Origin of the sequence: Amycolatopsis heterodermiae, from assembly GCF_034929455.1 — a bacterium.
Classification (GTDB): domain Bacteria; phylum Actinomycetota; class Actinomycetes; order Mycobacteriales; family Pseudonocardiaceae; genus Amycolatopsis; species Amycolatopsis heterodermiae.
The window spans coordinates 190,457-213,548 of the sequence record NZ_JAYFSI010000012.1 but is presented as its reverse complement, the minus strand read 5'-3'; the positions used below and the strand labels follow the sequence as shown (position 1 = coordinate 213,548).

The following is a 23,092-nucleotide window of genomic DNA, read 5'->3' as shown; positions in this document are numbered from 1 at the left end:
CGCACGACGGCGAACGGAAAATGTCGGGGGTAGCCGGTAGCGTCGGATCCATGGCAACACTGGTCACCTTCCACGCCCATCCCGACGACGAGTGCCTCCGCACCGCGGGCGTCATGCGGAAGGCCGTAGAAGACGGGCATCGCGTCGTGCTGGTCGTCGCCACGCGCGGCGAGGTCGGCGAGGTACCCGACGGATTTCTCGCCGAGGGCGAAAAACTCGAGGACCGCCGGGTCCAGGAGGCCCACGCGGCCGCGGAGATCCTCGGCGTCGAGCGCGTCGAGTTCCTCGGCTACCGCGACTCCGGGATGATGGGCGAGGCGACGAACGACGACCCGCGGTGCTTCTGGCAGGCCGACGTCGAAACCGCCGCCGCCCGGCTCGCGGCGATCCTGCGCGAGGAGTCGGCGAGCGTGCTGACCGTCTACGACGACAACGGCGACTACGGCCACCCGGACCACATCCAGGTCCACCGCGTCGGCGTCCGCGCGGCCGAGCTGGCCGGCACCGCCCGCGTCTTCCAGGCGACGTTCAACCGCGAGTTCATGCAGCGCGGCTTCGAAGCGGCCATCGAGCAGGGGCTGATGCCGCCGGAGGCCGCCCCGTCACCCCCGGAGAACGTCGAGTTCGGCAAGCCCGAGGCCGAGATCACCGCGGCGGTGGACGTCTCGAAGTACGTCGACACGAAACGCGCGGCGATGCGGGCCCACCCGAGCCAGATCAGCGAGGACACGTTCATGCTGGCCATGCCGGACGAGGCGTTCGCCTTCGCGTTCGGCACCGAGTGGTACATCCGGGCCGGCCAGGGGCCGGGGATCACGGAGACGGATCTGATGGCCGGACTCTGAACGGGCTCAGGCGAGAGCCGCCGTCACGTCCAGCTCCACCAGCTGGTCCGGGTACCCGAGCTGCGCGACACCCAGCAGCGTGCTCGCCGTGGTGAAGGCCGCGCCGATTTCCGACGCCGTCAGGCGGTCCCAGACCGCCGAGAGCGTCGCGCGGTCGCCGGTCGCCACGTAGATCACCGTGCGGACCACGTCTTCCGGGGTGGCCCCGGCGAACGCCAGCGCAGCCGCCGTGTTGGCGATGACCTGGTCGGCCTGGGCGAGCACGTCACCGTCGACGACCTTGCCGTCCGCGGCCAGCGGGCACTGGCCGGCCAGGTACACCGTGCGGCCGGCCGGGGCCACCGTCACGTGGTGGTACCCCGGCGTCGTGTGCAGTCCGGGCGGGTTCTGCCGTTGAATGGTCACACCGGCATCTTCGCCGGGCGGGCAACCGGGTTTCGGGAGGGCGCGTGCGCAGGACCATCGACTGGGCGGACGGCGCGATCGTCGTCATCGACCAGACCGCGCTGCCCGCCGAGTACCGGCTGCTGGAGCTGCGCACGGTCGGCGAGCTGATCGACGCGATCAAGCGCCTCGCCGTCCGCGGCGCGCCCGCGCTCGGGGGTGCCGGCGCGCTCGGTGTCGCGCTGGCGGCCCGCCTCGGCGGGGACGTCCGGGCCGACGCCGAGCTGATCGCCGGCGCCCGCCCCACCGCGGTCAACCTGCGCTGGGGCGTCGAACGCGCGCTGGCCAAGCTCGGCCAGGGCGCCGACGCCGTCCTCGCCGAAGCACAGGCCCTGCTGGCCGAAGACGAAGAACTGAACAAGACGGCGTCCGCGCACGCCGCCGAGATCGTGCTGGCCGAGTGCCCGCGCCGGCCCCTGCGGCTGCTCAGCCACTGCAACGCGGGCCGGCTCGCGACCGTCGGGTGGGGCAGCGCGCTCGGCGTCGTCTGGCACCTGCACGAGCGCGGCCTCGTCGAGGAGGTGCTCGTCGGCGAGACGCGCCCGCTGCTGCAGGGCGCCCGGTTGACGGCGTGGGAGCTGGCGCAGGCCGGCGTCCCCTACCGCGTCCAGCCCGACGGCGCGGCCGCCGCCGCGATGGCGCGCGGGATGGTCGACTGCGTGCTCGTCGGCGCCGACCGGATCGCGGCCAACGGCGACGTCGCCAACAAGATCGGCACCTACGGCCTGGCGATCGCCGCCGCACACCACGGCGTGCCGTTCGTCGTCGTCGCGCCGTCGTCCACAGTGGACAGATCGCTCGCGGACGGCACGGGCGTCACCATCGAGGAACGCGACGCCCGCGAGCTCACCGAATACGCCGGGATCGGCATCACGCCGCCGGGCGCGGACGTGTTCAACCCCGCGTTCGACGTCACCCCGGCGGCGCTCATCACGGCCGTGGTCACCGAACACGGCCGCTACGAGCCGTCTTAAGGGCGGGGGCCGATCTCGCGGCCGCCGTCGGTCACCAGGATCGCCATGGCCGGGCACGAGTCGGCCGCGTCGAGCACCGTCTCGTCGCCGTCGACCTCGTCGGTGACCGTGTGGGCCACCGCGCCGTCCAGCGCGAACACCTCGGGCATCAGGGACGCGCACATCCCCGAGCCGATGCAGGTGTGTTCGTCGACCTCAACGTGCCAGCTCATGGTCACCTTCCGAAATCACCAGCCGATCGGCATCGACCGCGGTCCGCGGACGAGCATCTGCGTCTTCCACACGATATCGCCGGCCAGGTGCAGACCCGGCATCTCGGTGACCAACGCGCGCAGCGCCTCCTGCAGTTCGAGCCGGGCGAGCGGCGCGCCGAGGCAGTGGTGGACGCCGTGGCCGAAGCCGAGGTGGTGGTTGTCCTCGCGGTCGAACCGCAGGCCGTCCGCGTCGTCGAACTGCAGCCGGTCGCGGTTGGCCGCGCCGACCGCGACCAGCACGGGCTCGCCCGCGCGCACGAGCACCCCGCCGACCTCGATGTCCTCGGTGGCGTACCGCGCGAACCCGGCACCGGCGCCCAGCGGCACGAACCGCAGCAGCTCCTCGACCGCGGCCGGGATCAGCTCCGGGTCGGCGCACAGCCGGTCCCACTGCCCGGGCTGGTCCAGCAGCGCGTAGACGAAGTTGGGGATCTGGCTCGCGGTGGTCTCGTGGCCGGCGACGAGGATGCCGACGCACAGGTCGACCAGCTCCAGCTCGGTCAGCCGGTCCCGCGTGTCGCGAGCCTCGATCAACGCCGTCATCAGGTCGTCCTGCGGCTGTTCGCGGTGCTCGGCGATCAGGCCGCGCATGTAGTCGCGCAGCTCTTCGCGGTTGCGCTCGAACTCCTCGGCGGTCAGCCCGCTGGTGGACAGCGCGGCGTCGCTCCAGACGCGGAACTTCGGCCGGTCGGCGACCGGGACGCCGAGCAGCTCGCAGATCACCGCGACCGGGATCGGCAGCGCGTAGGCGTCGACGAGGTCCGCGGGCGCACCGGCGGCCTTCATGTCCGCGATCAGCCCGGTGGCGAGCTCGACGACGCGCGGCCGCAGCAGCTCGACGCGGCGCATGGTGAACGCCTTCGCGACCAGCGTCCGCAGCCGCGTGTGGTCGGGCGGGTCCATCTGCAGGATCCCGCCGTCACGCTGCATCGGCGACCGGCGCGGAGCGTCCTTTTCCTTCTCCATCGCCCGCGAGAAGCGCCGGTCCCCGAGCACGAGCCGGGCATCGGCGTACCGGGTGGCCAGCCACGCCGGCTCGCCGTAGGTCATCTTGACCCGCACCAGGCCGTCCCCCTCCCGCGCGGCGGCGTAGGCCTCGTTGAGATCGAGCCCGGCCTCCTCGTTGAACGGGTACGCGAGCGGCTCGGTGTGCGTGGTGGTCATCCGGAACCCCCGTGATCTCGTTTGTAAGCAACTGCTTGCTTGCAAACGCTACACAGCTTCGAGGCTCACGTCGAGCATTCTGATGACCACGCTGCGTAGAGCGTCAGGGCCCCTGGGCGCAGTGCACGCCTCGGAAGCAGCCCCCAGGCCGGCCTCCGAGGCGGCACCGAACGCCGCCCGCGTCCCCCCGAAAGCAGGCGGCTGACCCCGACGATGCCGTGCACCCGGCCGTTGTCCCAGGTCCGCGCAGTTATCGACCAGTTTTTGTCCAGTGCCCGGCGGAAAGTTTCCGGCCGGGTGTCACCGTGAGCCATTGCCGAGTCACGGAGACCTAGGTTACGGTGACCTAGGTGTGGATCGAGATCCTGCTGCTGTCGAGACTGGCCCGCGAACCGATGCACGGTTACGAGCTGCGCAAGGCCGTGGAGGCGTCCACCGGCCACACCCTGTCGAACAACTCGCTCTACCCGACCCTGCGCCGCTTCGTCGACGCCGGTGCGGTGAGCCGCAGCGCGGAGGAACAGGAGGCCAAACCGCCGCGGCACGTCTACACCGTCACCGATGTCGGGCGGGAGCTGCTGCACGACATGCTCGCCGACTTCCCGGCCGAACTCGGGCTCAACGACGCCGAATTCCTCGCCAGGGTGGGGAATTTCGGCTGGCTGCGCGAGGACGAACGCGTGCGCGTGATCGAGGTCCGCGACCGCGCGCTGGCCGCCGAGCACGAACGCCTGACGCGGCTGCTCGCCGACCAGGCCGACCCGTGGAGCCGGGCGACCATGCGGCACGTCTGCGAGCAGTTCGACACCGAACGCGCCTGGCTCTCCGAACTGAAACGAGGAGCGAACTCATGACCACCACCGAAGAGACCCCTCGGCTGCCCTTCGCCCGCGCCAACGCGCTGGCGATCGCGCCCGACTACGAAGCGCTCCGGCAGCAGGCGCCCATCAGCCGCGTGCTCACCCCCGCCGGCGACCCGGCGTGGCTGGTGACGTCGTTCGAGGAGGCCAAGGAAGTCTTCCGCGACAAGCGTTTCGGCCGCTCGCACCCGGCGCCGGAACAGGCGTCGCGGATCTCCCACGCCGCGATCCAGGACGGCCCGAGCGGCGACTTCGACACCGAAGAACAAGAGCACAAGCGGATGCGGCGGATGCTCGCGCCCGCATTCTCCGCGCCGCGGATGCGCGCCCTCGGCGACCGGATCGACGAGCTGACCACCCGCTGCCTCGACGACATGCAGGCCGCGCACGACGCCCACCCCGGCGAGCCGGTCAACCTGACCGAGCTGCTCGCGTTCCCCCTGCCGGTGCTGGTGATCTGCGAGCTGCTCGGCGTCCCGTTCGAGGACCGCGGGCACTTCCGGAACCTGTCCGAGCGGATCGCCGTGATGGACGGTGGTGCCGACGCGCAGGCCGCGATGAACGAGTTCAAGGCCTACATGACCGGGCTGGCCGACGCGAAGCGCGCGAACCCGCAGCCCGACGTCATCTCCGACATGGTCGCGGTCCAGGCCGACGACCCGACGTTCACCGACGACGACCTCGCCCGCATGGGCGCCGGGCTGCTGTTCGCCGGCCACGAGACGACGTCCACCCGGATCGCGATGGGCGTGCTGTTCCTGCTCACCGACACCACCCGCCGCGACCGCTTCGCCGCCGACCCGGACGGCGAGGTGAACCAGACGGTCGAGGAGATCCTGCGGATGACCGCGACCAGCGGCACCGGCCTGCTGCGCTACGCCCACGAGGACGTCGAGATCGCCGGGACCCGGATCATGCGCGGGGACGCCGTGCTCGTCTCCAGCGACGCGGCCAACCGCGACGCCGCGGCGTTCGCCGACCCGGACGAGTTCGACCCGGGCCGCACCCCGAACGTCCACCTCGCCTTCGGCACCGGCGCGCACGTCTGCATCGGCGCCAACCTGGCCCGCACCGAGCTGCGGACGGTGTTCCCCGCCCTGTTCCGCCGCTTCCCGGACATGCGCCTCGCCGTCGGCCTCGACGACATCGCGGTCCGCGTGAACCGCGTCGCCGGCGGCGTCGACCGCGTCCCCGTCACCTGGTGAGGAGCGCCCTGTGAAGATCAGCGTCGACACTGAGAAGTGCGTCGCATCCGGACAGTGCGTGCTGCTGGCGCCGGAGACGTTCGACCAGAACGAAGAGGACGGCACGGTGGTCCTGCTCGCGGAGGAGCCGCCGGCCGGGGAGCGGGACGCGGCGCGGCAGGCGGAGCTGACCTGCCCGGCCGCGGCGATCCGGCTCGCCGAGGCGTAGGCGCGCCGCACCCGCGTCCGGTTTGCCGGTTAACCTTCACCGGTGACCGAACAGCCGGGCCGGAAGCGGGACGCCGCCGCGACGCGCCTGGCGCTGCTCGACGCCGCCGCGAACCTGTTCGCCGAGCGGGGTTTCGACCGGACGACCGTGCGGGACATCGCCAAGGAGGCCGGCGCCAACCAGTCGCTGCTCTTCCGGTACTTCGGCAGCAAAGAGGCGCTGTTCGAGGCGGTCATCGCGCGCAACACGCGTGAGCAGATCGCCTCGAACTCGCCGGAACGCCTGTTCAGCGCGACCCTGCGCGCCATGCTGGAGCCCGGCAGCGAACGGAACCGCACGCTGGAGACGTACCTGCGCTCGCCGGGCAGCGACAGCGCCGCCGCGGCGATGCGGCAGGAGCTGGGCCGCGAGTACGCCGCCACCCTCACGGAACTGACCGACGCGCCGGACGCCGAGCTGCGCGCCGACCTGGCGATCGCCTGGCTGCTCGGCATCGGGCTGGTCCGCGAGATCACGGCCAAGGAACCCCTGGCCAGCGCCGACCCGGACGACATCTGCCGTCTCGTGCTCGCCGCCACCCGGACGTTGCTGGAGCGCACCGAATAGCCGCTAGGGCAGCGCGCGCCGCAGCAGCTCGGCCAGGTGCACGGCCCGGCGGCCCGACTCCTGCGCGATCTGCGTCCGGCAGCTGAAGCCGTCGGACACGACGATTGTGTCGTCCGAGGCCGCGCGGATCGCCGGGAGCATCCGGTCCTCCGCCACCGCTTTCGACACGTCGTAGTGGCCGCGTTCGAAGCCGAAGTTGCCCGCCAGGCCGCAGCACCCCGAATCCAGCGTCGTGTTGCGGACGCCCGCCGCCGCCATGGCCGACTCGTCGGCGCCGAAGCCGAGGACGGCGTGCTGGTGGCAGTGGACCTGGGTGATCGTGTCGACGTCCAGCGCCGCGAACGGGATCGGCGCGCGCTCCAGCAGTTCCGCGAACGTCGCCGTCCGCGAGGCCAGCAGCTCCGCGCGCGCGTCACCGGGCAGCAGCGCGGGCAGGTCGCCGCGGAAGAGGGCCGTGCAGCTCGGCTCCAGCCCGGCGACCTCGTAGCCCGCGTCCAAATAGGGCTGCAGCACGTCCAGCGTCCGGCGCAGCACCCGCCGCGCGACGTCGAGCTGGCCGGTCGACACCCACGTCAGTCCACAACAGACACCACGGTCGGGCAGCACGACGTCGTACCCGGCCGCGGTCAGCACCTCGCAGGCCGCGTCGAGCACCGACGGCGTCAGGTAGTTGTTGAACGAATCCGGCCACAGCACGACCTTCCGGTCACCGGAAGCCTGGCGTCGCAGGTCCGCGCGCGCCTTCGTGAAGGGCGTCCGCGCGAACTCCGGCAGCGCGCGTTCCGGCGTGATCCCGCCCAGCCGTTTCAGCAGGCCGGACAGCACCTTCGACCGTCCCGCCGCGTTGGCCAGCCGCGGCATCCGCGCGCTGACCCGCAACCACAGCGGCAGCCAGCCCATCGAATAGTGCGACGCCGGGCGCAGCCGCCGCCGGTAGTGCTGGTGCAGGAACTCGGCCTTGTACGTCGCCATGTCGACGTCCACCGGGCAGTCCGACAGGCAGCCCTTGCAGGACAGGCACAGGTCGAGCGCGTCGTGGACCTCCGCGGAGCGCCAGCCGTCCGTGATGACCTCGCCGTTGATCATCTCGGCGAGCAGGTGCGCCCGGCCGCGCGTCGAATGCTGCTCCTCACGGGTGGCGCGGAAACTCGGGCACATCACGCCGCCGCCGCTGGTGTTGCGGCACTTCCCCACCCCGACGCAGCGCCGCATCGCCTGCCCGAAACTGCCGCGGTCCTCCGGGTAGCCGAGCACCGTGACGTCCTCTATGGACAGTGGTGCCGTCCGGACGCGCAGGTTCGCGTCGACCTTGCGCGGCTCGACGAGGATGCCGGGGTTCATCCGCCCGGCGGGGTCGAAGATCGCCTTGAACCGGGCGAAGACGTCGAGCATTTCGGGGCTGTACATCCGGGACAGCAGCTCCGACCGGGCCTGGCCGTCGCCGTGTTCGCCCGACAGCGAGCCGCCGTGGGACGCGACGAGGTCCGCGGCCTCCTCCAGGAACCGCCGGAACCCGGCGATCCCTTGCGGTGACAGCAGATCGAAGTCCAGGCGCAGGTGCAGGCAGCCCTCGCCGTAGTGGCCGTAGACGACGCTCTTGCGCCCGTGCGCGCGCATCAGCTCCTTGAACTCGCGCAGGTACGCGCCGAGCCGCTCGGGCGGGACGGCCGCGTCCTCCCAGCCCGGCCACGCCTCGGCGCCGCCGGCGAGCCGGGTCGCCAGGCCGGCGCCCTCTTCGCGGATCCGCCAGAGCCGCCGCTGCGCCACGGGGTCGTCGAGCACCGCCGACCCGGTCAGCTCCAGCGACGCCGCCAGCGCGCGGGCCCGCCCGGCCGGGTCCTCCCCCGCCAGCTCGACGAACAGCCAGGCCCCGCCGGGCGGCAGGTCGTCCGCGCGCCCCGGCATCATCGCGACGAGCTCGGCGTCGACCCCTTCGACGGTCAGCGGCGACCACGGCAGGATCTGCGGCACGGCGTCGGCCGCGGCGATGTCGGACGGGAATCCCAGTACCGCCAGCACCCGCTGCTTCGGCAGCTCGGCCAGCGCGACCGTCGCTTCGAGCACCGTGACGCAGGTACCTTCCGAGCCGACCAGGGCCTTCGCGACGTCGAAACCGTTCTCCGGCAACAGGTGCTCCAGGCCGTAGCCGGACACCCGGCGGCCCCACGTCGAGAGTTCCTTGCGCAGCAACGCCAGGTTGTCGCCGACCAGCGCGCGCAGCTCGTCGAAGATCCGGCCCTCGGTGGGCTCGTCCCGGCCCACCCGCAGCCGCGTGCCGTCGTAGAGCAGGACGTCCAGCGAGCGGACGACGTCGACCGTGCGGCCCCAGGCCACCGAGTGCGAGCCGCACGCGTTGTTGCCGATCATCCCGCCGATCGTGCAGCGGCTGTGCGTCGACGGGTCCGGGCCGAACCGCAGCCCGTGCGGCGCCGCGACGGCCTGCAGGTCGTCCAGCACCGTGCCGGGCAGCACCCGCGCTAGCCGCGCGTCCGGGTCGAGGGAGAGCACCCCGCCGACGTGACGCGAGGTGTCGATCACCAGCCCGGGGCCGCACGCGTTGCCGGCGACGCTGGTGCCGCCGCCGCGGGCGATCACCGGCAGGTCCCGGGCGCGCGCGGCGGCGACCGCGGCGACGACGTCGTCGACGGACTCCGGCAGCACGACGCCCCGGGGCACGTGGCGGTAGTTGGAGGCGTCGGTCGTGTACAGCGCGAGCGTGGCGGCGTCGGTGAGGATCTCCACGCCCCCATTCAAGACGATCGGTGGCACGATCCGCTGTGTGACGATCGACCTGCACGCCCACAGCACGGCCTCGGACGGCACGACCCCACCGGCGGACCTGCCCCGGCTGGCGGCTCGGGCGGGCCTGACCGTGGTGGCGCTCACGGACCACGACACGCTGGCCGGGCTGGCTTCAGCTGCGCTTGCCGCTGCCGAGGCCGGGATCGAGCTGGTGCCCGGTGTCGAGATCTCCTGCCGGCTCGACGACGCCGAGGTGCACCTGCTCGGCTACTTCGTCGACCCGGCGGATCCGTCGCTGGCCGCCGAGCTGGAGCTGATCCGCACCGACCGCACCCGCCGCGCGGTCCGGATGGTCGAGCGCTGCCGCGAGCTGGGCGCGCCGATCACCCTGGCCCAGGTCTCGGCGATCGCCGCCGGTGCGCCGTTGGGCCGCCCGCACGTCGCGGCGGCGCTGGTGGCCTCGGGGGTGACGGCCGACGCGTTCACGCAGGACTGGATCGCCGACGGCGGCCGCGCGGACGTCCCGAAGCACGTCCTGCCCACGGCGGACGCGATCACCCTGGTCCGCGGGGCAGGCGGCACGGCGGTGCTGGCCCACCCGCGCTCATCGAAGCGCCGGGCCGAGGTCACGGACACCCAACTGGCGGCCTTGGCCGCCGCCGGACTCGCCGGGCTGGAGGCGGATCACCCGGAGCAGCCGCCAGAGGTCCGGCAGCAACTACGGGCGGTGGCCGCGGAGCTGGGCCTGCTCACAACGGGCTCGAGCGACTTCCACGGCGACCGCAAGCCGGTCCACCTGGGCCACTTCACCACGGCACCCGAGGTGCTGTCCGCCCTGCGCCCCTGACCCCCAGCGCCCCAATGTGGCGTTCGGTGCGTCCAGCGCACCGAACGCCACATTGGGTGCGTTGGACGCAACCAACGCCACATTGGGGCGCTACCCAGCGGCCGCCGCGAGACGGCGCTCCACCAGCGCCGCCGCCTCCTGCAGCGGCGTGGTCGAGTGGGACCGAGCCGCCGTCAGGAGGTCCGTCACCGTGTTCTCGATCGCCTCCACCCGGGCCAGGGCCGCGGTGTGGTCCAGGCCCTCTGCCTCCCGGGAGAGCGTGTAGACGATCCCGCCCGCGCTGGCCACGTAGTCCGGCACCCACAGCACGCCCCGGGCGGCGAGGGCGTCCGCGACGGCGTCTTCGGACAGCTGGTTGTTCGCCGGGCCCACCACCAGCGGGGTTTCGAGCCGGGCCACCGTCTCCGGGGTCAGGACCCCGCCCACCGCCGCCGGGATGACCACGTCCGCGGGCATGGTGAGCGCTTTCTCCGGCGGGACCCACTCGAAGTCGCGGGCCTCGGCACGCTTCGCCGGGTCGATGTCCGACACCACCACCGACGCACCCTCGGCGTGCAGGCTCGCGGCCAGGTGGGCGCCGACCGAGCCGTACCCGCTGATCACCACCCGGCGCCCGGCCATCGACCGCGTACCCGACGCGGCCCGCAGCGCGGCGAGGACGCCGGCCGCGGTCGGGCCGCTGGACGAGCCGGTGCCGCCCGCCACCTCGGGCGTGCAGTACGCGTGGGGCGTGACCTCGCGGAGCACCAGCATGTCGGCCGGGCCGGTGCCGACGTCCGGGCCGGCCAGGTACGCGCCGTCGAACGAGGCGATCAGGTCGCCGTGGTCGAGCAGGACGTCCCGCCGTTCCGCCGGCGAGAGCACCCGGCCGGGCTCGAGCGCGATGACGCTCTTCGCGCCGCCGAAGGCGAGGCCCGCGACAGCGCACTTCGCGGTCATCGCGGCCGACAGGCGCAGGACGTCGTCGACGGCCGCCGTCAGCCCCGGATAGGCCTTGAGGCGGCAGCCCCCGACGGCCGGGCCGAGCGCACTCGAATGGACGGCGACCATCGTGGTGACCCCGGATCGGCGGCCACGGCGGGCGATGAGGTGCTCATGTGCGGTCATGACGTCCGAAGTTAGAGTGAAGATCGACGATACAGATCCGCAGCCGAACTAAATTCGGTGACGACCAGGAGGTCCCGGTGCTGGACGAACTTGATTCGGCGATCGTGCGGCTGCTGCAGGAGGACGCGCGGCAGACCAACCGCGAAATCGCGCGGAAGACCGGCATCGCGCCCTCGACCTGCCTCGAGCGGATCCGGTTGCTGCGGGAGCGCGGCGTCATCCGCGGCTACCACGCCGACATCGACCTGGCGAGCCTCAACCGCGGCGTCCGGGCCCTGGTCGCGGCGCAGGTGCGGCCGCTGAGCCGGGCCGTGATCGACGCGTTCCAGCAGTCGATCGGCGAACTGCCGGAAGTGCTTTCGGTCTACGTCACCGCGGGCAGCGACGATTTCCTGATCGAAGTCACCACGCCCGACATCGACGGGCTGCACGCGTTCCTCGCCGACCGGCTCGCGATCCGCCGGGAGGTCGTCGGCTTCCGCACTTCGATCATTTTCCGGCACCTGCGCAAGACGACGTTGGAACCACTGGCCTAAGGGGTACCCGGACGCAGACGACACGCCACCCCTGACTACGCCCCCTAAATACCCGGATTCGCACGCTGAGAGGCGGAAACTGCCGGTGGCGGGGCGTCTAATGAGCACGACGGGAAGGAGGCGCCGCCATGATCACCGAACTGAACCATCGTGAGCGGGCCACACTGAGAGCCGTGGCAGAGGGCCACGCCGAGATCAGCTGCAGCTGCGAACCCGACCTCTTCATCGACGGCCTGAGCTGCTGCGACCAGTCCACCGTGCACCGGCTGGCCCGCCTGGGCCTGATCGCGCCGGCCCGCCCGGGCAAGTGCGGCGAACGCGTTCCGGCACTACTCACCGAAGCCGGATCGCACGCGCTGGGTGAGGTTTTCGCGGCCGCCGCGTAATTGTTTTGCCCGGCAGTGGGGGCCCTGCCAGCATCATCCGATGCACGTATTCCTCGAAACCGAGCGGCTGATCCTGCGCCGGTTCACCGAGAACGACGCCGACGCGCTGTTCGAGCTCTACGACGACCCCGCGGTGATGAAGTACCTCAATGGGGGCCTGCCCGCGGATCGCACCGAGATCGTCACTCTCGATCTCCCCGCGTTCCTCGGTTACTACGAGCGTTTCCCCGGTTACGGGTTCTGGGCCGCGATCGAGAAGCCGACCGGTGATTTCCTGGGGTGGTTCCACTACCGGCCGCGGCCGGCCGATCCGCCGGACGAACCCGAGCTGGGCTACCGGCTGCACCAGTCCGCCTGGGGCAAGGGCTACGGCACCGAAGGCTCGGCCGCGCTGCTCGCGAAGGGCTTCGAGGACCTGGGGGTCAAGCGCGTCACGGCGTTCACCATGACGGTGAACCAGCGCTCGCGGCGCGTGATGGAGAAACTGGGGATGACGTTCGTCCGCACGTACTTCGAAGAGTTCCCGGAGCACGAACGTGCCCCGGGTTCGGAGCACGGCGAAGTCGAGTACGCGATCACCCGCGACGAGTGGCTCGCGCTCCGGCCGCGGTCGTGAGTGGTTAGGGCGGTTAGAACCGCCCTAACCACTCACGACCAGCTGCGGCAGAAGGGTCAGCGGTAGACCTCGAACTCGTAGATCCGGGCCGCGCCGTTGCCGTCGTTGGCCGGGGTGGTGATGTTCAGCTTCACGTACCGCGCCGACCGGGTCGTGATCGGGTGGTACGTGCGGCTGGCCCGCGAACCGGACACGGTCGCGACCGTCGTCCACGAAGAGCCGTCGGTCGACGTCTGGATCGTGAACGCGCCGGTGTTCCAGCCGGTGGTCTCACCGCCGAGGCCGGCGTGCTTGACGACGAACGACGACACGTTCTGCGCCGACCCGAGGTCCACCTGGAGGAACTTCGTGGCGGCGGTGCTGCAGAACTTGCTGTTGTTCGCCAGGCTGCCGTCGACGGCGTTGGCCGCGCCCTCGGACGAGGCGCACGCCGCCGAGCCCGTCGCCGCCTTGCCCTGGGCCAGGTTCGTGCCGAGCTCCGGCGCGGCGGCCGGCGGCGTGAACCCGTCGTTGTACGACGGCGGGACGTCCGCCGCGTTCGTGCCCCACGCGCTCGCCGACGAGCCCATCGTGTAGTTCAGCGTCGACGCGCCCGCGATGTCGCCGTAGCGGATCCACGACTTCGTCGTCGCGACGCCGTTGACGCTCAGGCTCTGCACGTACTGCGCGCCCTGGCCGGCCCCGCTGCCGTTGATCTGGATCGTGCCGCTCGGGCGGATGATCGAGACCGAGGGGAACAGCGGGCCGTGCAGGGCCAGGACGTCCGCACCCGGGGTCGCCGGGTACATGCCCAGCGCGGCGAAGACATACCACGCCGAGGTCGCGCCGAGGTCGTCGTTTCCGGGCTCGCCGCCCGCGCCGGTGGTGAACGACTCGTTCATCACGCGCCGCACCGCCGAGCTGGTGCCCTGCGGGTGGGCGGCGTAGTTGTACGCCCACGGCACCCCGTGCTCGGGCTCGTTGCCGATGTAGAAGTACGGCTGGGTGAGGCCGCCGTTGAGCTGCGTGAAGTGGTGGTCCAGCCGCTGGACGGCGGTCTTCGCGCCGCCCATCAGGTTGATCACGCCCTGGTAGTTGTAGGGCACCATCCACGTGTACTGCGACGGGTTGCCTTCGGTGTAGCCGCTGTTGCTCGACGGCACGACCGGCCAGGCGAAGGTGCCGGTGCTGCCGCGCGGCTGGACGTAGCCGGAGTCGGTGCCGAACACGTTCTGCCACCACTGGGCGCGCTGCATGTAGGTGGTGTACTTCGTGGTGTCACCGACGGCTTTGGCGAACTGCGCCACCGCGAAGTCCGACGCCGAGTACTCGAGCGAGTCCGACGGGTCCTCGGTGACGTAGTGCCGGCTGACGTACCCGGACTGGCGCCCGCGGATCGCCTGCCCCTGCGCGGTGCCGCCGTTGGAGCTCTTGTCCATCAGCGTCAGCGCGGCCGCCGTGTCGAAGCCGCGGACACCGAAGGCGTACATGCTGCCGACGACGATCGGCCCGGGGTCACCGGTCATCACGAAGTGCTCGTTGTTGTTGTGCGACCACTTGGGCAGCAACCCGCCCTGCTGGCCGTCCAGCACCATGGACTTCGCGATGTCACTCGCTTCATTCGGCGCGACCAGCCCGATCAACGCCGCCCAGGACCGGTAGATGTCCCAGCCGGAGTAGTTCTGGTAGACGGTGTGGGTCGCCGTGTGGATCGCCTGGTCGAACCCGCGGTACTGGCCGTTGGTGTCGCTGGCGATGTTCGGGTTCTGGAACACGTGGTACAGCGCCGTGTAGAACTTCTGCAGGTCCGCGGCGGCACCCCCGGTCACCTGGACGCGGTTGAGGATCGTGTTCCAGCTCGTGTCGGCCGCGGCGCGGATCCCGGCGAAGTCGAACCCGGGGTTCTCCGCGGCGAGGTTCGCCTGCGCGTTGGCCAGGCTGACGAACGAGATGCCGACCTTCGCCTGGACTCCTGCGTTGCTGGAGGTGTCGAACGTGACGTAGCCGCCGGCGTTCGTGCCGCTGCTGCTCGCGGACCCGGCGCTCACCGTGCCGCCGAGCCACGTGCCGAAGCCGCTGGGCGCGCGGTCGAACTGGATCACGTAGAAGATCTGGTACGTCTTGGACGAACCGCAGAAGCCGCCGCCGGTCGCCGAACCGGTGAGCTGGCTGCCGCTGATGCTGACGGATCCGGCGCGGTTGCCGGTCGCGCTGCGGCCGGGGTTCACCAGCAGCCGCGCGGTCGTCGTGTTCGGGTAGGTCAGCTTCATGAAGCCGGACCGCTTGGTGGCGGACAGTTCGACGGTCGTGTTGTAGTTGTCCAGCTTGTTCTTGTAGTAGCCGGGCGCGGCCGACTCGTTCGCCTTCGTGTAGCTGCCCGCGTACCCGGTCCAGCCGGTGCCCGGCGACGTGCCGATCGCGCCGGTGATCGGCAGCAGGCCGAGGTCCTCGTTGTTGGGGCAGCCGGCGCCGTTGAAGTGGGTGAGGCTGAACTCTTCGATGCTGGTGTCGCCGTAGCGGTAGCCGGACGGCGACCCGGTCGGGGTGTCCGGGCTGAACTGCGTCATGCCGAACGGCACGACCGCTCCCGGGTAGGTGCTGCCGCCGGCGCCGCCGGGCACCGGGTTGGGCGAGTTGCTGTTGTCCGTGCCGATGAAGGGATTCACGTACTGCGTAAGGGCTAGCGTCGCGGCGCCGGCGGCCGGGGCGGGCAGCGCGGCGAGCCCCGCGCCCACGAGGACCGCGGCGAGCGCCGCTCCTCGAAGCCGTCTCCTGAACCTTGACAGTGGTCCGGACATGGAACCTTCCTCTCCTCGTCACGCAGGCGATGACAACGTTGTCACCTCGCGCCTCGCACCGCACTTTCGTAGCGAAAGCTCGGCTTTTCGAGGCTGGTGAGGCTGAAGTGGTGATGGAGGTGGTGCGCGGCCCGCTTCGGGGGCGGGGTGGTGATCCGGGGGTCGGGGAAGGCACATGGTGCCACGGGCGAATACCTCCGCGGTAGCACCGAAAGTCCGAATCACCGTTGCGCGCCAACCGAATCCGCGAACGGTCAGCCCACTGCCCGGCCGTGGTCCGGGTCAGGAGCCCGCGGTGACCCAGTGCTCGCCGAGTTCCGTCGCCGTGGCTTCGCCGTTCGTGAGGTCGGCGAGCCAGCCGTGGAACGCCGTGTCCTCATCGGAGGCCAGGCCGATCTCGAAGCGGGCGAGCTCGTCGAAACGGGTGGCGCGCAGGACGTACCGCGACGCGCGCAGGTCGTTCTCCAAGCGGCCCGCGCGGTCGTAGCCGACCGCGACCTCGAACACCTTGAGTCGACGGTGTTCTAGTACGCCTACAACGTCGATCGCTTGCGCGACAGCCTGTCCGTACGCGCGGATGAGCCCGCCCGCGCCCAGCAGCACCCCGCCGAAGTACCGCGTCACCACCGCGACGGTGTCCGTCAACTCCCGGCGGCGCAGCACTTCCAGCATCGGCGTGCCCGCGGTGCCGGCGGGTTCGCCGTCGTCGCTTGAACGTTGGGTCCGCCCGTCGGGGCCGAGAACGAAGGCGTGGCAGTGGTGCCGGGCGCCCGGATCGGCGCGCCGGCGGCCCGCGATGAACTCCCGCGCGGCGTCCTCCGACGTCACCGGAGCAAGCGCGCAGAGGAACCGGGAGCGCTTGATCTCCACCTCGTGACCGCCTTCGCGAGCCACGGAGAGATAACGATCAGTCATCGGACGGGTTCACCATGTACCCAGCTTGCCACCCCGGGGCCGGGTCACACCACCCGCACCGGACCACTTGGGACAGACGTTTCCCCAGGTCAAGGGCACATTCGACCGGGTCACGGGAGGCCCGGCCCGGCATATGGGACTACCCCCGGGGCCGTCAACGCAAGCGTGGCATTTCCCACCCGGGGACAACGACGTATGTCGATAACAGCGAATTCACACTATCGTCATAAGACCCGGCGAACCCGGGAGTAACACCGCGCGCTCCGGCTGACCCCCACCACAGTGGTCTGCCTTTGCGCGCACGCAGGACCGACATGTTCGGCTGCCCAGCGTTGTGCGGCCTCCCAGATGACCCGCGTCCGGTTTCCAGGCGTCCCCGCCCGGCCGATCCCCCGCGGCATCTTGCACTTCGACAACAGCAACTGTTCTCGACTGACCATCGCGCTACCGGACCACCTCGTTAACCGGTTCAGTTCGAACCACTCGATGAGGTGAGTACCGGTCACGCCAACGCCTTGGGAGGCGGCCAGCCGTGACCCACCGTGCCAGCGCCCTCCCCCCGTCGGGGGAGCAGCTCAGCAACGCCGAGGCCAAGGGCCTTTACCGGAGCGAATACGAACACGACGCCTGCGGTGTCGCGTTCGTCGCCGACCTCACCGGGCGCCGGGACCACGCCATCGTCTCGAAGGCCCTGGTCGCGTTGCGCAACCTGGAGCACCGAGGGGCGCGGGGCGCCGAACCGGACACCGGGGACGGCGCCGGGCTCCTGATCCAGATCCCGGACGAGTTCTACCGCGAGGTCGTCGACTTCGCGCTGCCCGAACCGGGCACCTACGCCGTCGGCACCGCTTTCCTGCCGCAGGACGAAAAACGCCGCGGCCGGGCGATGACGACCATCGAGCGCATCGCGGCCGAAGAGGACATGCGCGTGCTCGGCTGGCGCGAGCTGCCGGTCAACCCCGAGCACTGCGGGCCGACCGCGGCCGAGACGATGCCGCACTTCACGCAGTTGTTCCTCGCCGCGCGCCGCCCGAAGCCGGAGCACTCGGACCCGCTGCACATCGAGCGCAGCGCGTTCTGCGTCCGCAAGCGCGCCGAGCACGAACTCGTCGACGAAGACGTGTACTTCCCCAGCCTGTCGTCGCGCACGATCGTCTACAAAGGAATGCTCACCGAGCCGCAGGTCGAGCGGTTCTTCGCCGACCTGACCGACGAGCGGGTCACCAGCGCGCTCGGCCTGGTGCACTCCCGCTTCTCCACCAACACCTTCCCGTCGTGGCCGCTGGCGCACCCGTACCGGTACGTCGCGCACAACGGCGAGATCAACACCCTGCGCGGCAACCGCAACTGGATGGACGCCCGCGAGGCGCTGCTCGAGACCGACCTGATCCCGGGCGACCTCAAGCGGATCTACCCGGTGATCACCCGCGGCGCCAGCGACTCGGCGTCCTTCGACGAGGTGCTGGAGCTGCTCCACCTCGGCGGCCGCCCGCTGCCCCACGCCGTCCTGATGATGATCCCGGAGGCCTGGGAGAACCACCAGGAGATGGACCCGGCCCGGCGCGCCTTCTACGAGTTCCACTCGACGCTGATGGAGCCGTGGGACGGCCCGGCGCTGGTCGCCTTCACCGACGGCAGCCAGATCGGCGCGGTGCTCGACCGCAACGGCCTGCGCCCCGGCCGCTACTGGGTGACCGACGACGGTCTCGTCGTGCTCGCCTCGGAGGTCGGCGTGCTCGACATCGACCCGGCGACGATCGTCCGCAAGGGACGTCTCGAGCCCGGCCGGATGTTCCTCGTGGACACCGCCGAGGGCCGGATCGTCGAGGACGAGGAGATCAAGACCGAGCTGGCGACCGAGCACCCGTACGACGAGTGGGTCGAGGCCGGCCTGCTGCACCTCGACGCCCTGCCCGAGCGCGACCGCGAGGTGCCGCTGCACGCCGCGCTCGTGCGCCGCCAGCAGGCGTTCGGCTACACCGAGGAGGACCTCGAAACCATCCTGGAGCCGATGGCCCGCACCGGCGCGGAGCCGATCGGCTCGATGGGCAACGACTCGCCGCTGGCGCCGCTGTCCAGCCGGTCGCGGCTGCTGTTCGACTACTTCATCCAGCTGTTCGCGCAGGTCACGAACCCGCCGCTGGACGCGATCCGCGAGGAGCTGGTGACCGCGCTCGGCACGCAGATCGGCGCCGAGCCGAACCTGCTGGACGGGAACGCGGCGTCGTGCCGCCGGATCGTGCTGCCGTTCCCGGTGCTCGACAACGACCAGCTCGCCAAGCTCGTGCACGTCAACGACGACGGCACGCTGCCGGAGTTCCAGGCCGTCACCGTGCTCGGCCGGTACAACGTCCACGGCGGCGGTGAGGCGCTCGTCCAGCGGCTCGACGAGATCCGCGCCGAGGTGTCCGAGGCGATCGAGGACGGCGCGCGGCTGATCGTGCTGTCCGACCGCGGGCTCGACGAGGACCACGCGCCGATCCCGTCGCTGCTGCTGACCGGGGCGGTGCACCACCACCTCGTCCGCGAGAAGACGCGCACGCAGGTCGGCCTGATCGTCGAGGCCGGCGACGCGCGCGAGGTGCACCACATCGCGCTGCTCATCGGTTACGGCGTCGCCGCGGTCAACCCGTACCTCGCGATGGCGACCGTCGAGGAGATGGCCCACCAGGGCCTGATCCCGGGCGTGACGCCGAAGGAGGCGACCCACAACCTGATCAAGGCGCTGGGCAAGGGCGTCCGCAAGACGATGTCCAAGATGGGCGTCTCGACCGTCGCGTCCTACACCGGCGCGCAGATCTTCGAGGCGATCGGGCTCGGCGAAGAGGTCGTCGACAACTGCTTCACCGGCACGACCTCGCGCCTCGGCGGCGTCGGCTTCGGCACGCTGGCCGACGAGGTCGCCAAGCGGCACCTGTACGCGTTCCCGGCCGACGGCGTCCGCGCCGCCCACCGCGAGCTGGAGACCGGCGCCGACTACCAGTGGCGCCGCGAGGGTGAGCCGCACCTGTTCAACCCGCAGACGGTGTTCAAGCTCCAGCACTCCACGCGGTCCGGGAAGTACGACGTCTTCAAGGAGTACACGAAGGCCGTCGACGACCAGGCCGAGAAGCTGCTGACGCTGCGCGGGCTGTTCGGCTTCCAGTACGGCAAGCGGGCGCCCGTGCCGATCGACGAGGTCGAGCCGGTTTCGGAGATCGTCAAGCGGTTCGCCACCGGCGCGATCTCCTACGGCTCGATCTCGATGGAGATGCACCAGACCCTCGCCATCGCGATGAACCGCCTCGGCGGGAAGTCCAACACCGGTGAAGGCGGCGAAGACGCTGAGCGGCTCTACGACCCGGAGCGGCGAAGCGCCGTTAAGCAGGTCGCGTCCGGGCGCTTCGGCGTCACGAGCGAGTACCTGGTCAACGCCGACGACATCCAGATCAAGATGGCGCAGGGCGCGAAGCCGGGCGAAGGCGGGCAGCTGCCCGGCGCGAAGGTGTACCCGTGGATCGCGAAGACGCGGTACTCGACGCCGGGTGTCGGGCTCATCTCGCCGCCGCCGCACCACGACATCTACTCGATCGAGGACCTGGCCCAGCTGATCCACGACCTCAAGAACGCCAACCCCCGCGCGCGCATCCACGTGAAGCTCGTGTCCGAGGTCGGCGTCGGCACGGTCGCCGCGGGCGTCTCGAAGGCGCACGCGGACGTCGTGCTCATCTCCGGTCACGACGGCGGGACGGGCGCGTCGCCGCTGTCGTCCATCAAGCACGCCGGCGGGCCGTGGGAGCTGGGCCTGGCCGAGACGCAGCAGACGCTGCTGGCCAACCGGCTGCGCGACCGGATCGTGGTGCAGACCGACGGCCAGCTCAAGACCGGCCGCGACGTCGTCATCGCGGCGCTGCTCGGCGCCGAGGAGTTCGGCTTCGCGACCGCGCCGCTGGTGGTGTCGGGCTGCATCATGATGCGCGTCTGCCACCTCGACACGTGCCCGGTGGGGGTCGCAACGCAGAACCCGAAGCTGCGCGAGAAGTTCAGCGGCAAGGCCGAGTACGTCGTGAACTTCTTCGAGTTCATCGCCCAGGAGGTCCGCGAGTACCTGGCGGAGCTGGGTTTCCGGTCGATCGCCGAGGCCGTCGGCCACGCCGAGTTCCTCGACAAGCGCAAGGCGATCGACCACTGGAAGGCGTCCGGGCTCGACCTGTCGCCGATCTTCCACGTGCCCGACATGGCTCCGGCCGGCCTGCGGCTGCAGCAGACGCAGCAGGACCACGGGCTCGAGAAGGCGCTCGACAACACGCTGATCCAGCTCGCCGAGGGTGCCCTCAACTCGGGTGACAAGGTGCGGCTGGAACTCCCCGTCCGCAACGTGAACCGGACCGTCGGCACGATGCTCGGCTCCGAGCTGACCAAGCGGTGGGGCGGCGAGGGCCTGCCGGACGACACCATCGACGTCACCTTCACCGGGACCGCGGGCCAGTCGTTCGGCGCGTTCGTGCCGAAGGGCATCACGCTGCGGCTCTACGGCGACGGCAACGACTACGTCGGCAAGGGCCTGTCCGGCGGCCGGCTGATCGTGCGCCCGCCGAAGGAGGCGCAGTACGCCGCCGAGGAGCACATCATCGCCGGCAACGTGATCGCCTACGGCGCGACCAGCGGCGAGATCTTCATCCGCGGCAAGGTCGGCGAGCGGTTCTGCGTGCGCAACTCGGGCGCGCTGGCCGTCGTCGAAGGCGTCGGCGACCACGGCGGCGAGTACATGACCGGCGGCCGGATGGTCGTGCTCGGGCAGATCGGCCGCAACTTCGCGGCCGGCATGTCGGGCGGGGTCGCGTACGTGCTGGACCTGCCCGTGCACCGCGTCAACCCGGAGATGGTCGACATCGACCCGCTCGACTCCGAGGACGCCGACTTCCTGCGCGAGGCCCTCGAAAAGCACTACAACGAAACGGAGTCCGCGGTCGCGCGGGCCCTGCTCGCCGACTGGGACGCGGGCGTCGACCGGTTCGGCAAGGTCATGCCGAAGGACTACAAGCGCGTGCTCGCCGCCCAGGTGCAGGCCGAACGCGACGGGCGCGACGTGAACGAGGCGATCATGGAGGCCGCACATGGCTGACCCCAAGGGCTTTCTGACCACCACGCGCGAAGAGCCGAAGCGCCGTCCGGTCGACCTGCGGCTGATGGACTGGCGCGAGGTCTACGAGGACTTCGCGTCGACGAAGCTGGAGAAGCAGGCCGGCCGCTGCATGGACTGCGGCATCCCGTTCTGCCACCAGGGCTGCCCGCTCGGGAACCTGATCCCGGAGTGGAACACGCTGGTGTGGCGGGAAGACTGGCAGCAGGCGGCCGACCGGCTGCACGCGACCAACAACTTCCCGGAGTTCACCGGCACCCTGTGCCCGGCACCGTGCGAAACCGCGTGCGTGCTCGGGATCAACGACGACCCGGTGACCATCAAGCGCGTCGAGATCTCCATCATCGACCGTGCCTTCGAAGAGGGCTGGGTGACGCCGGAGGTGCCTTCGGCGAAGACCGGCAAGAAGGTTGCGGTCGTCGGGTCCGGGCCGTCGGGACTCGCCGCGGCGCAGCAGCTCACGCGCGCGGGCCACAGCGTCGTGGTCCTCGAGCGGGCCGACAAGATCGGCGGGCTGCTGCGCTACGGCATCCCCGAGTTCAAGATGGAGAAGCACCGCCTGGACCGGCGGATCGCGCAGATGGAGGCCGAGGGCACGGAGTTCCGCACCTCGGTGAACGTCGGCGTGAACGTCACCACCGCCGAGCTGCGGTCGTCCTACGACGCCGTGGTGCTGGCCGGTGGCGCGACCGACTGGCGCGACCTGCCGATCCCCGGCCGCGAGTTCGACGGCATCCACCAGGCGATGGAGTTCCTGCCGCCGGCCAACCGGGTCGCCTCCGGTGACCTCGACGTCTCGCCGTACTCGGCCGAGGGGCTCGACGTCGTCGTGATCGGCGGCGGCGACACGGGCGCGGACTGCGTCGGGACGTCGCACCGCCAGGGCGCCCGCTCGGTGACACAGCTGGAGATCATGCCGCGGCCGCCGGAGGCCCGCTCCGACGCCCACCCGTGGCCGACCTACCCGATGATCTACCGGGTGTCCTCGGCGCACGAAGAGGGCGGCGAGCGGCTGTATTCGGTCAACACGCAGGAGTTCGTGGCCGACGCGGACGGCCGGGTGCGGGCGCTGAAGCTGGTCGAGGTGCGCAACGAGGGCGGCAAGTTCGTCCCGGTCGAGGGCACCGAGACCGAGCTGCCCGCGCAGCTCGTGCTGCTGGCGATGGGGTTCCTCGGGCCGCAGAAGCAGGGCCTGGTCGAGGACCTCGGCGTCGAGCTGGACGCGCGCGGCAACGTGGCGCGCGACAAGGCGTTCAAGACGAGCCTGGACAACGTGTTCGTCGCGGGCGACATGGGCCGCGGCCAGTCCCTGATCGTCTGGGCCATCGCCGAAGGCCGTTCCGCGGCGGCCGGCGTCGACGCGTTCCTGACCGGGCGCGGCATCCTGCCCGCGCCGATCGCGCCGACGGACCGCCCGCTCGCGTAGCGCCCGGCGCCGGCGGAGGTGCCAAAGCCGTCACCTCCGCCGGCGCTGTCCCCCGTTT

General features: G+C 71.0%; 19 protein-coding genes. 12 read left to right on the top strand and 7 right to left on the bottom strand.

The genetic code is table 11. The annotated features are described in order from the left end of the window. The first annotated feature begins 50 nt into the window (after positions 1-50). A complete protein-coding gene (locus tag VA596_RS38625) occupies positions 51-845 on the top strand; it encodes a PIG-L family deacetylase (protein WP_323334055.1) in 795 nt (264 codons plus the stop codon). A gap of 6 nt (positions 846-851) precedes the next feature. Here VA596_RS38625 and VA596_RS38620 read toward each other — a convergent pair whose 3' ends face one another. After that, positions 852-1,250, bottom strand: coding sequence for a RidA family protein (locus VA596_RS38620; protein WP_323334053.1), 399 nt, complete (start codon positions 1,248-1,250; stop codon positions 852-854). 44 nt (positions 1,251-1,294) lie between these two features. On the opposite strand from VA596_RS38620, the gene mtnA reads away from it, so the two are divergent. Then, on the top strand, positions 1,295-2,263 hold the full coding sequence (gene mtnA / locus VA596_RS38615) for an S-methyl-5-thioribose-1-phosphate isomerase (protein ID WP_323334051.1): 969 nt from the start codon (positions 1,295-1,297) through the stop codon (positions 2,261-2,263). Here mtnA and VA596_RS38610 read toward each other — a convergent pair. Continuing rightward, positions 2,260-2,475 carry a ferredoxin gene (locus VA596_RS38610; protein ID WP_323334049.1) on the bottom strand — a complete coding sequence of 72 codons (216 nt, stop codon included), beginning with the start codon at positions 2,473-2,475 and terminating at the stop codon, positions 2,260-2,262. The genes mtnA and VA596_RS38610 overlap by 4 nt on opposite strands. Before the next feature lie 15 nt (positions 2,476-2,490). Further along, positions 2,491-3,681 (bottom strand): cytochrome P450, encoded by a 1,191-nt coding sequence (locus VA596_RS38605; protein ID WP_323334047.1) that lies wholly within the window; start codon positions 3,679-3,681, stop codon positions 2,491-2,493. 350 nt (positions 3,682-4,031) lie between these two features. On the opposite strand from VA596_RS38605, the gene VA596_RS38600 reads away from it, so the two are divergent. The 4 genes from VA596_RS38600 to VA596_RS38585 are packed head-to-tail and all read left to right on the top strand — an operon-like array spanning position 4,032 to position 6,560. After that, a complete protein-coding gene (locus VA596_RS38600; protein ID WP_323334045.1) occupies positions 4,032-4,535 on the top strand; it encodes a PadR family transcriptional regulator in 504 nt (167 codons plus the stop codon). Then, the gene (locus VA596_RS38595; RefSeq protein WP_323334043.1) at positions 4,532-5,746 is read left to right on the top strand and encodes a cytochrome P450; all 1,215 of its coding nucleotides are present in this window, start codon (positions 4,532-4,534) and stop codon (positions 5,744-5,746) included. The genes VA596_RS38600 and VA596_RS38595 overlap by 4 nt, the downstream gene beginning before the upstream one ends. 10 nt (positions 5,747-5,756) lie before the next feature. Further along, entirely contained in the window at positions 5,757-5,954 is a 198-nt protein-coding gene (locus tag VA596_RS38590; RefSeq protein ID WP_323334041.1) for a ferredoxin, read from the top strand. Positions 5,955-5,996: 42 nt separating this feature from the next. Next, entirely contained in the window at positions 5,997-6,560 is a 564-nt protein-coding gene (locus VA596_RS38585) for a TetR/AcrR family transcriptional regulator (protein WP_323334039.1), read from the top strand. A gap of 3 nt (positions 6,561-6,563) precedes the next feature. Here VA596_RS38585 and VA596_RS38580 read toward each other — a convergent pair whose 3' ends face one another. Beyond that, positions 6,564-9,302, bottom strand: a complete 2,739-nt coding sequence (locus VA596_RS38580) for an FAD-binding and (Fe-S)-binding domain-containing protein (protein ID WP_323334037.1) — start codon at positions 9,300-9,302, stop codon at positions 6,564-6,566. A 37-nt stretch (positions 9,303-9,339) separates the two neighbouring features. Here VA596_RS38580 and VA596_RS38575 point away from each other — a divergent pair, with 37 nt between their 5' ends. After that, positions 9,340-10,149 carry a PHP domain-containing protein gene (locus VA596_RS38575; RefSeq protein ID WP_323334035.1) on the top strand — a complete coding sequence of 270 codons (810 nt, stop codon included), beginning with the start codon at positions 9,340-9,342 and terminating at the stop codon, positions 10,147-10,149. A gap of 90 nt (positions 10,150-10,239) precedes the next feature. Here the strand turns inward: VA596_RS38575 and VA596_RS38570 are convergent, their stop codons facing one another. After that, positions 10,240-11,256 (bottom strand): Glu/Leu/Phe/Val dehydrogenase dimerization domain-containing protein, encoded by a 1,017-nt coding sequence (locus tag VA596_RS38570; RefSeq protein WP_323334033.1) that lies wholly within the window; start codon positions 11,254-11,256, stop codon positions 10,240-10,242. An 80-nt stretch (positions 11,257-11,336) separates the two neighbouring features. Between VA596_RS38570 and VA596_RS38565 the strand changes: the two genes are divergently transcribed. The 3 genes from VA596_RS38565 to VA596_RS38555 all read left to right on the top strand — a co-directional run bounded on the left by VA596_RS38565 (position 11,337) and on the right by VA596_RS38555 (position 12,794). After that, a complete protein-coding gene (locus tag VA596_RS38565; RefSeq protein WP_323334302.1) occupies positions 11,337-11,792 on the top strand; it encodes an Lrp/AsnC family transcriptional regulator in 456 nt (151 codons plus the stop codon). Positions 11,793-11,920: 128 nt separating this feature from the next. Beyond that, positions 11,921-12,178, top strand: a complete 258-nt coding sequence (locus VA596_RS38560; protein ID WP_323334031.1) for a hypothetical protein — start codon at positions 11,921-11,923, stop codon at positions 12,176-12,178. A gap of 40 nt (positions 12,179-12,218) precedes the next feature. Continuing rightward, on the top strand, positions 12,219-12,794 hold the full coding sequence (locus VA596_RS38555) for a GNAT family N-acetyltransferase (protein ID WP_323334029.1): 576 nt from the start codon (positions 12,219-12,221) through the stop codon (positions 12,792-12,794). Between the two features lie 56 nt (positions 12,795-12,850). Here the strand turns inward: VA596_RS38555 and VA596_RS38550 are convergent, their stop codons facing one another. Both VA596_RS38550 and VA596_RS38545 read right to left on the bottom strand, forming a co-directional pair. Next, entirely contained in the window at positions 12,851-15,571 is a 2,721-nt protein-coding gene (locus tag VA596_RS38550; protein WP_323334027.1) for a GH92 family glycosyl hydrolase, read from the bottom strand. Between the two features lie 282 nt (positions 15,572-15,853). Next, positions 15,854-16,486: a YigZ family protein gene (locus VA596_RS38545; protein WP_323334026.1), complete on the bottom strand. Its 633-nt coding sequence runs from the start codon at positions 16,484-16,486 to the stop codon at positions 15,854-15,856. Between the two features lie 532 nt (positions 16,487-17,018). Here VA596_RS38545 and gltB point away from each other — a divergent pair. Together gltB and VA596_RS38535 are read left to right on the top strand one after the other, a co-directional pair. Beyond that, positions 17,019-21,590 (top strand): glutamate synthase large subunit, encoded by a 4,572-nt coding sequence (gene gltB / locus VA596_RS38540; RefSeq protein WP_323334024.1) that lies wholly within the window; start codon positions 17,019-17,021, stop codon positions 21,588-21,590. Next, positions 21,583-23,034, top strand: a complete 1,452-nt coding sequence (locus tag VA596_RS38535) for a glutamate synthase subunit beta (protein ID WP_323334021.1) — start codon at positions 21,583-21,585, stop codon at positions 23,032-23,034. The genes gltB and VA596_RS38535 overlap by 8 nt, the downstream gene beginning before the upstream one ends. Positions 23,035-23,092: the final 58 nt, after the last annotated feature.

Bases quoted from the DNA above. Each gene is read 5' to 3' on its own strand.
- VA596_RS38625 (WP_323334055.1), top strand. From the start codon at position 51: ATGGCAACACTGGTCACCTTCCACGCCCATCCCGACGACGAGTGCCTC.
- VA596_RS38610 (WP_323334049.1), bottom strand. From the start codon at position 2,475: ATGAGCTGGCACGTTGAGGTCGACGAACACACCTGCATCGGCTCGGGG.
- VA596_RS38605 (WP_323334047.1), bottom strand. From the start codon at position 3,681: ATGACCACCACGCACACCGAGCCGCTCGCGTACCCGTTCAACGAGGAG.
- VA596_RS38595 (WP_323334043.1), top strand. From the start codon at position 4,532: ATGACCACCACCGAAGAGACCCCTCGGCTGCCCTTCGCCCGCGCCAAC.
- VA596_RS38570 (WP_323334033.1), bottom strand. From the start codon at position 11,256: ATGACCGCACATGAGCACCTCATCGCCCGCCGTGGCCGCCGATCCGGG.
- VA596_RS38560 (WP_323334031.1), top strand. From the start codon at position 11,921: ATGATCACCGAACTGAACCATCGTGAGCGGGCCACACTGAGAGCCGTG.
- VA596_RS38555 (WP_323334029.1), top strand. From the start codon at position 12,219: ATGCACGTATTCCTCGAAACCGAGCGGCTGATCCTGCGCCGGTTCACC.
- VA596_RS38550 (WP_323334027.1), bottom strand. From the start codon at position 15,571: ATGTCCGGACCACTGTCAAGGTTCAGGAGACGGCTTCGAGGAGCGGCG.
- VA596_RS38545 (WP_323334026.1), bottom strand. From the start codon at position 16,486: ATGACTGATCGTTATCTCTCCGTGGCTCGCGAAGGCGGTCACGAGGTG.
- VA596_RS38535 (WP_323334021.1), top strand. From the start codon at position 21,583: ATGGCTGACCCCAAGGGCTTTCTGACCACCACGCGCGAAGAGCCGAAG.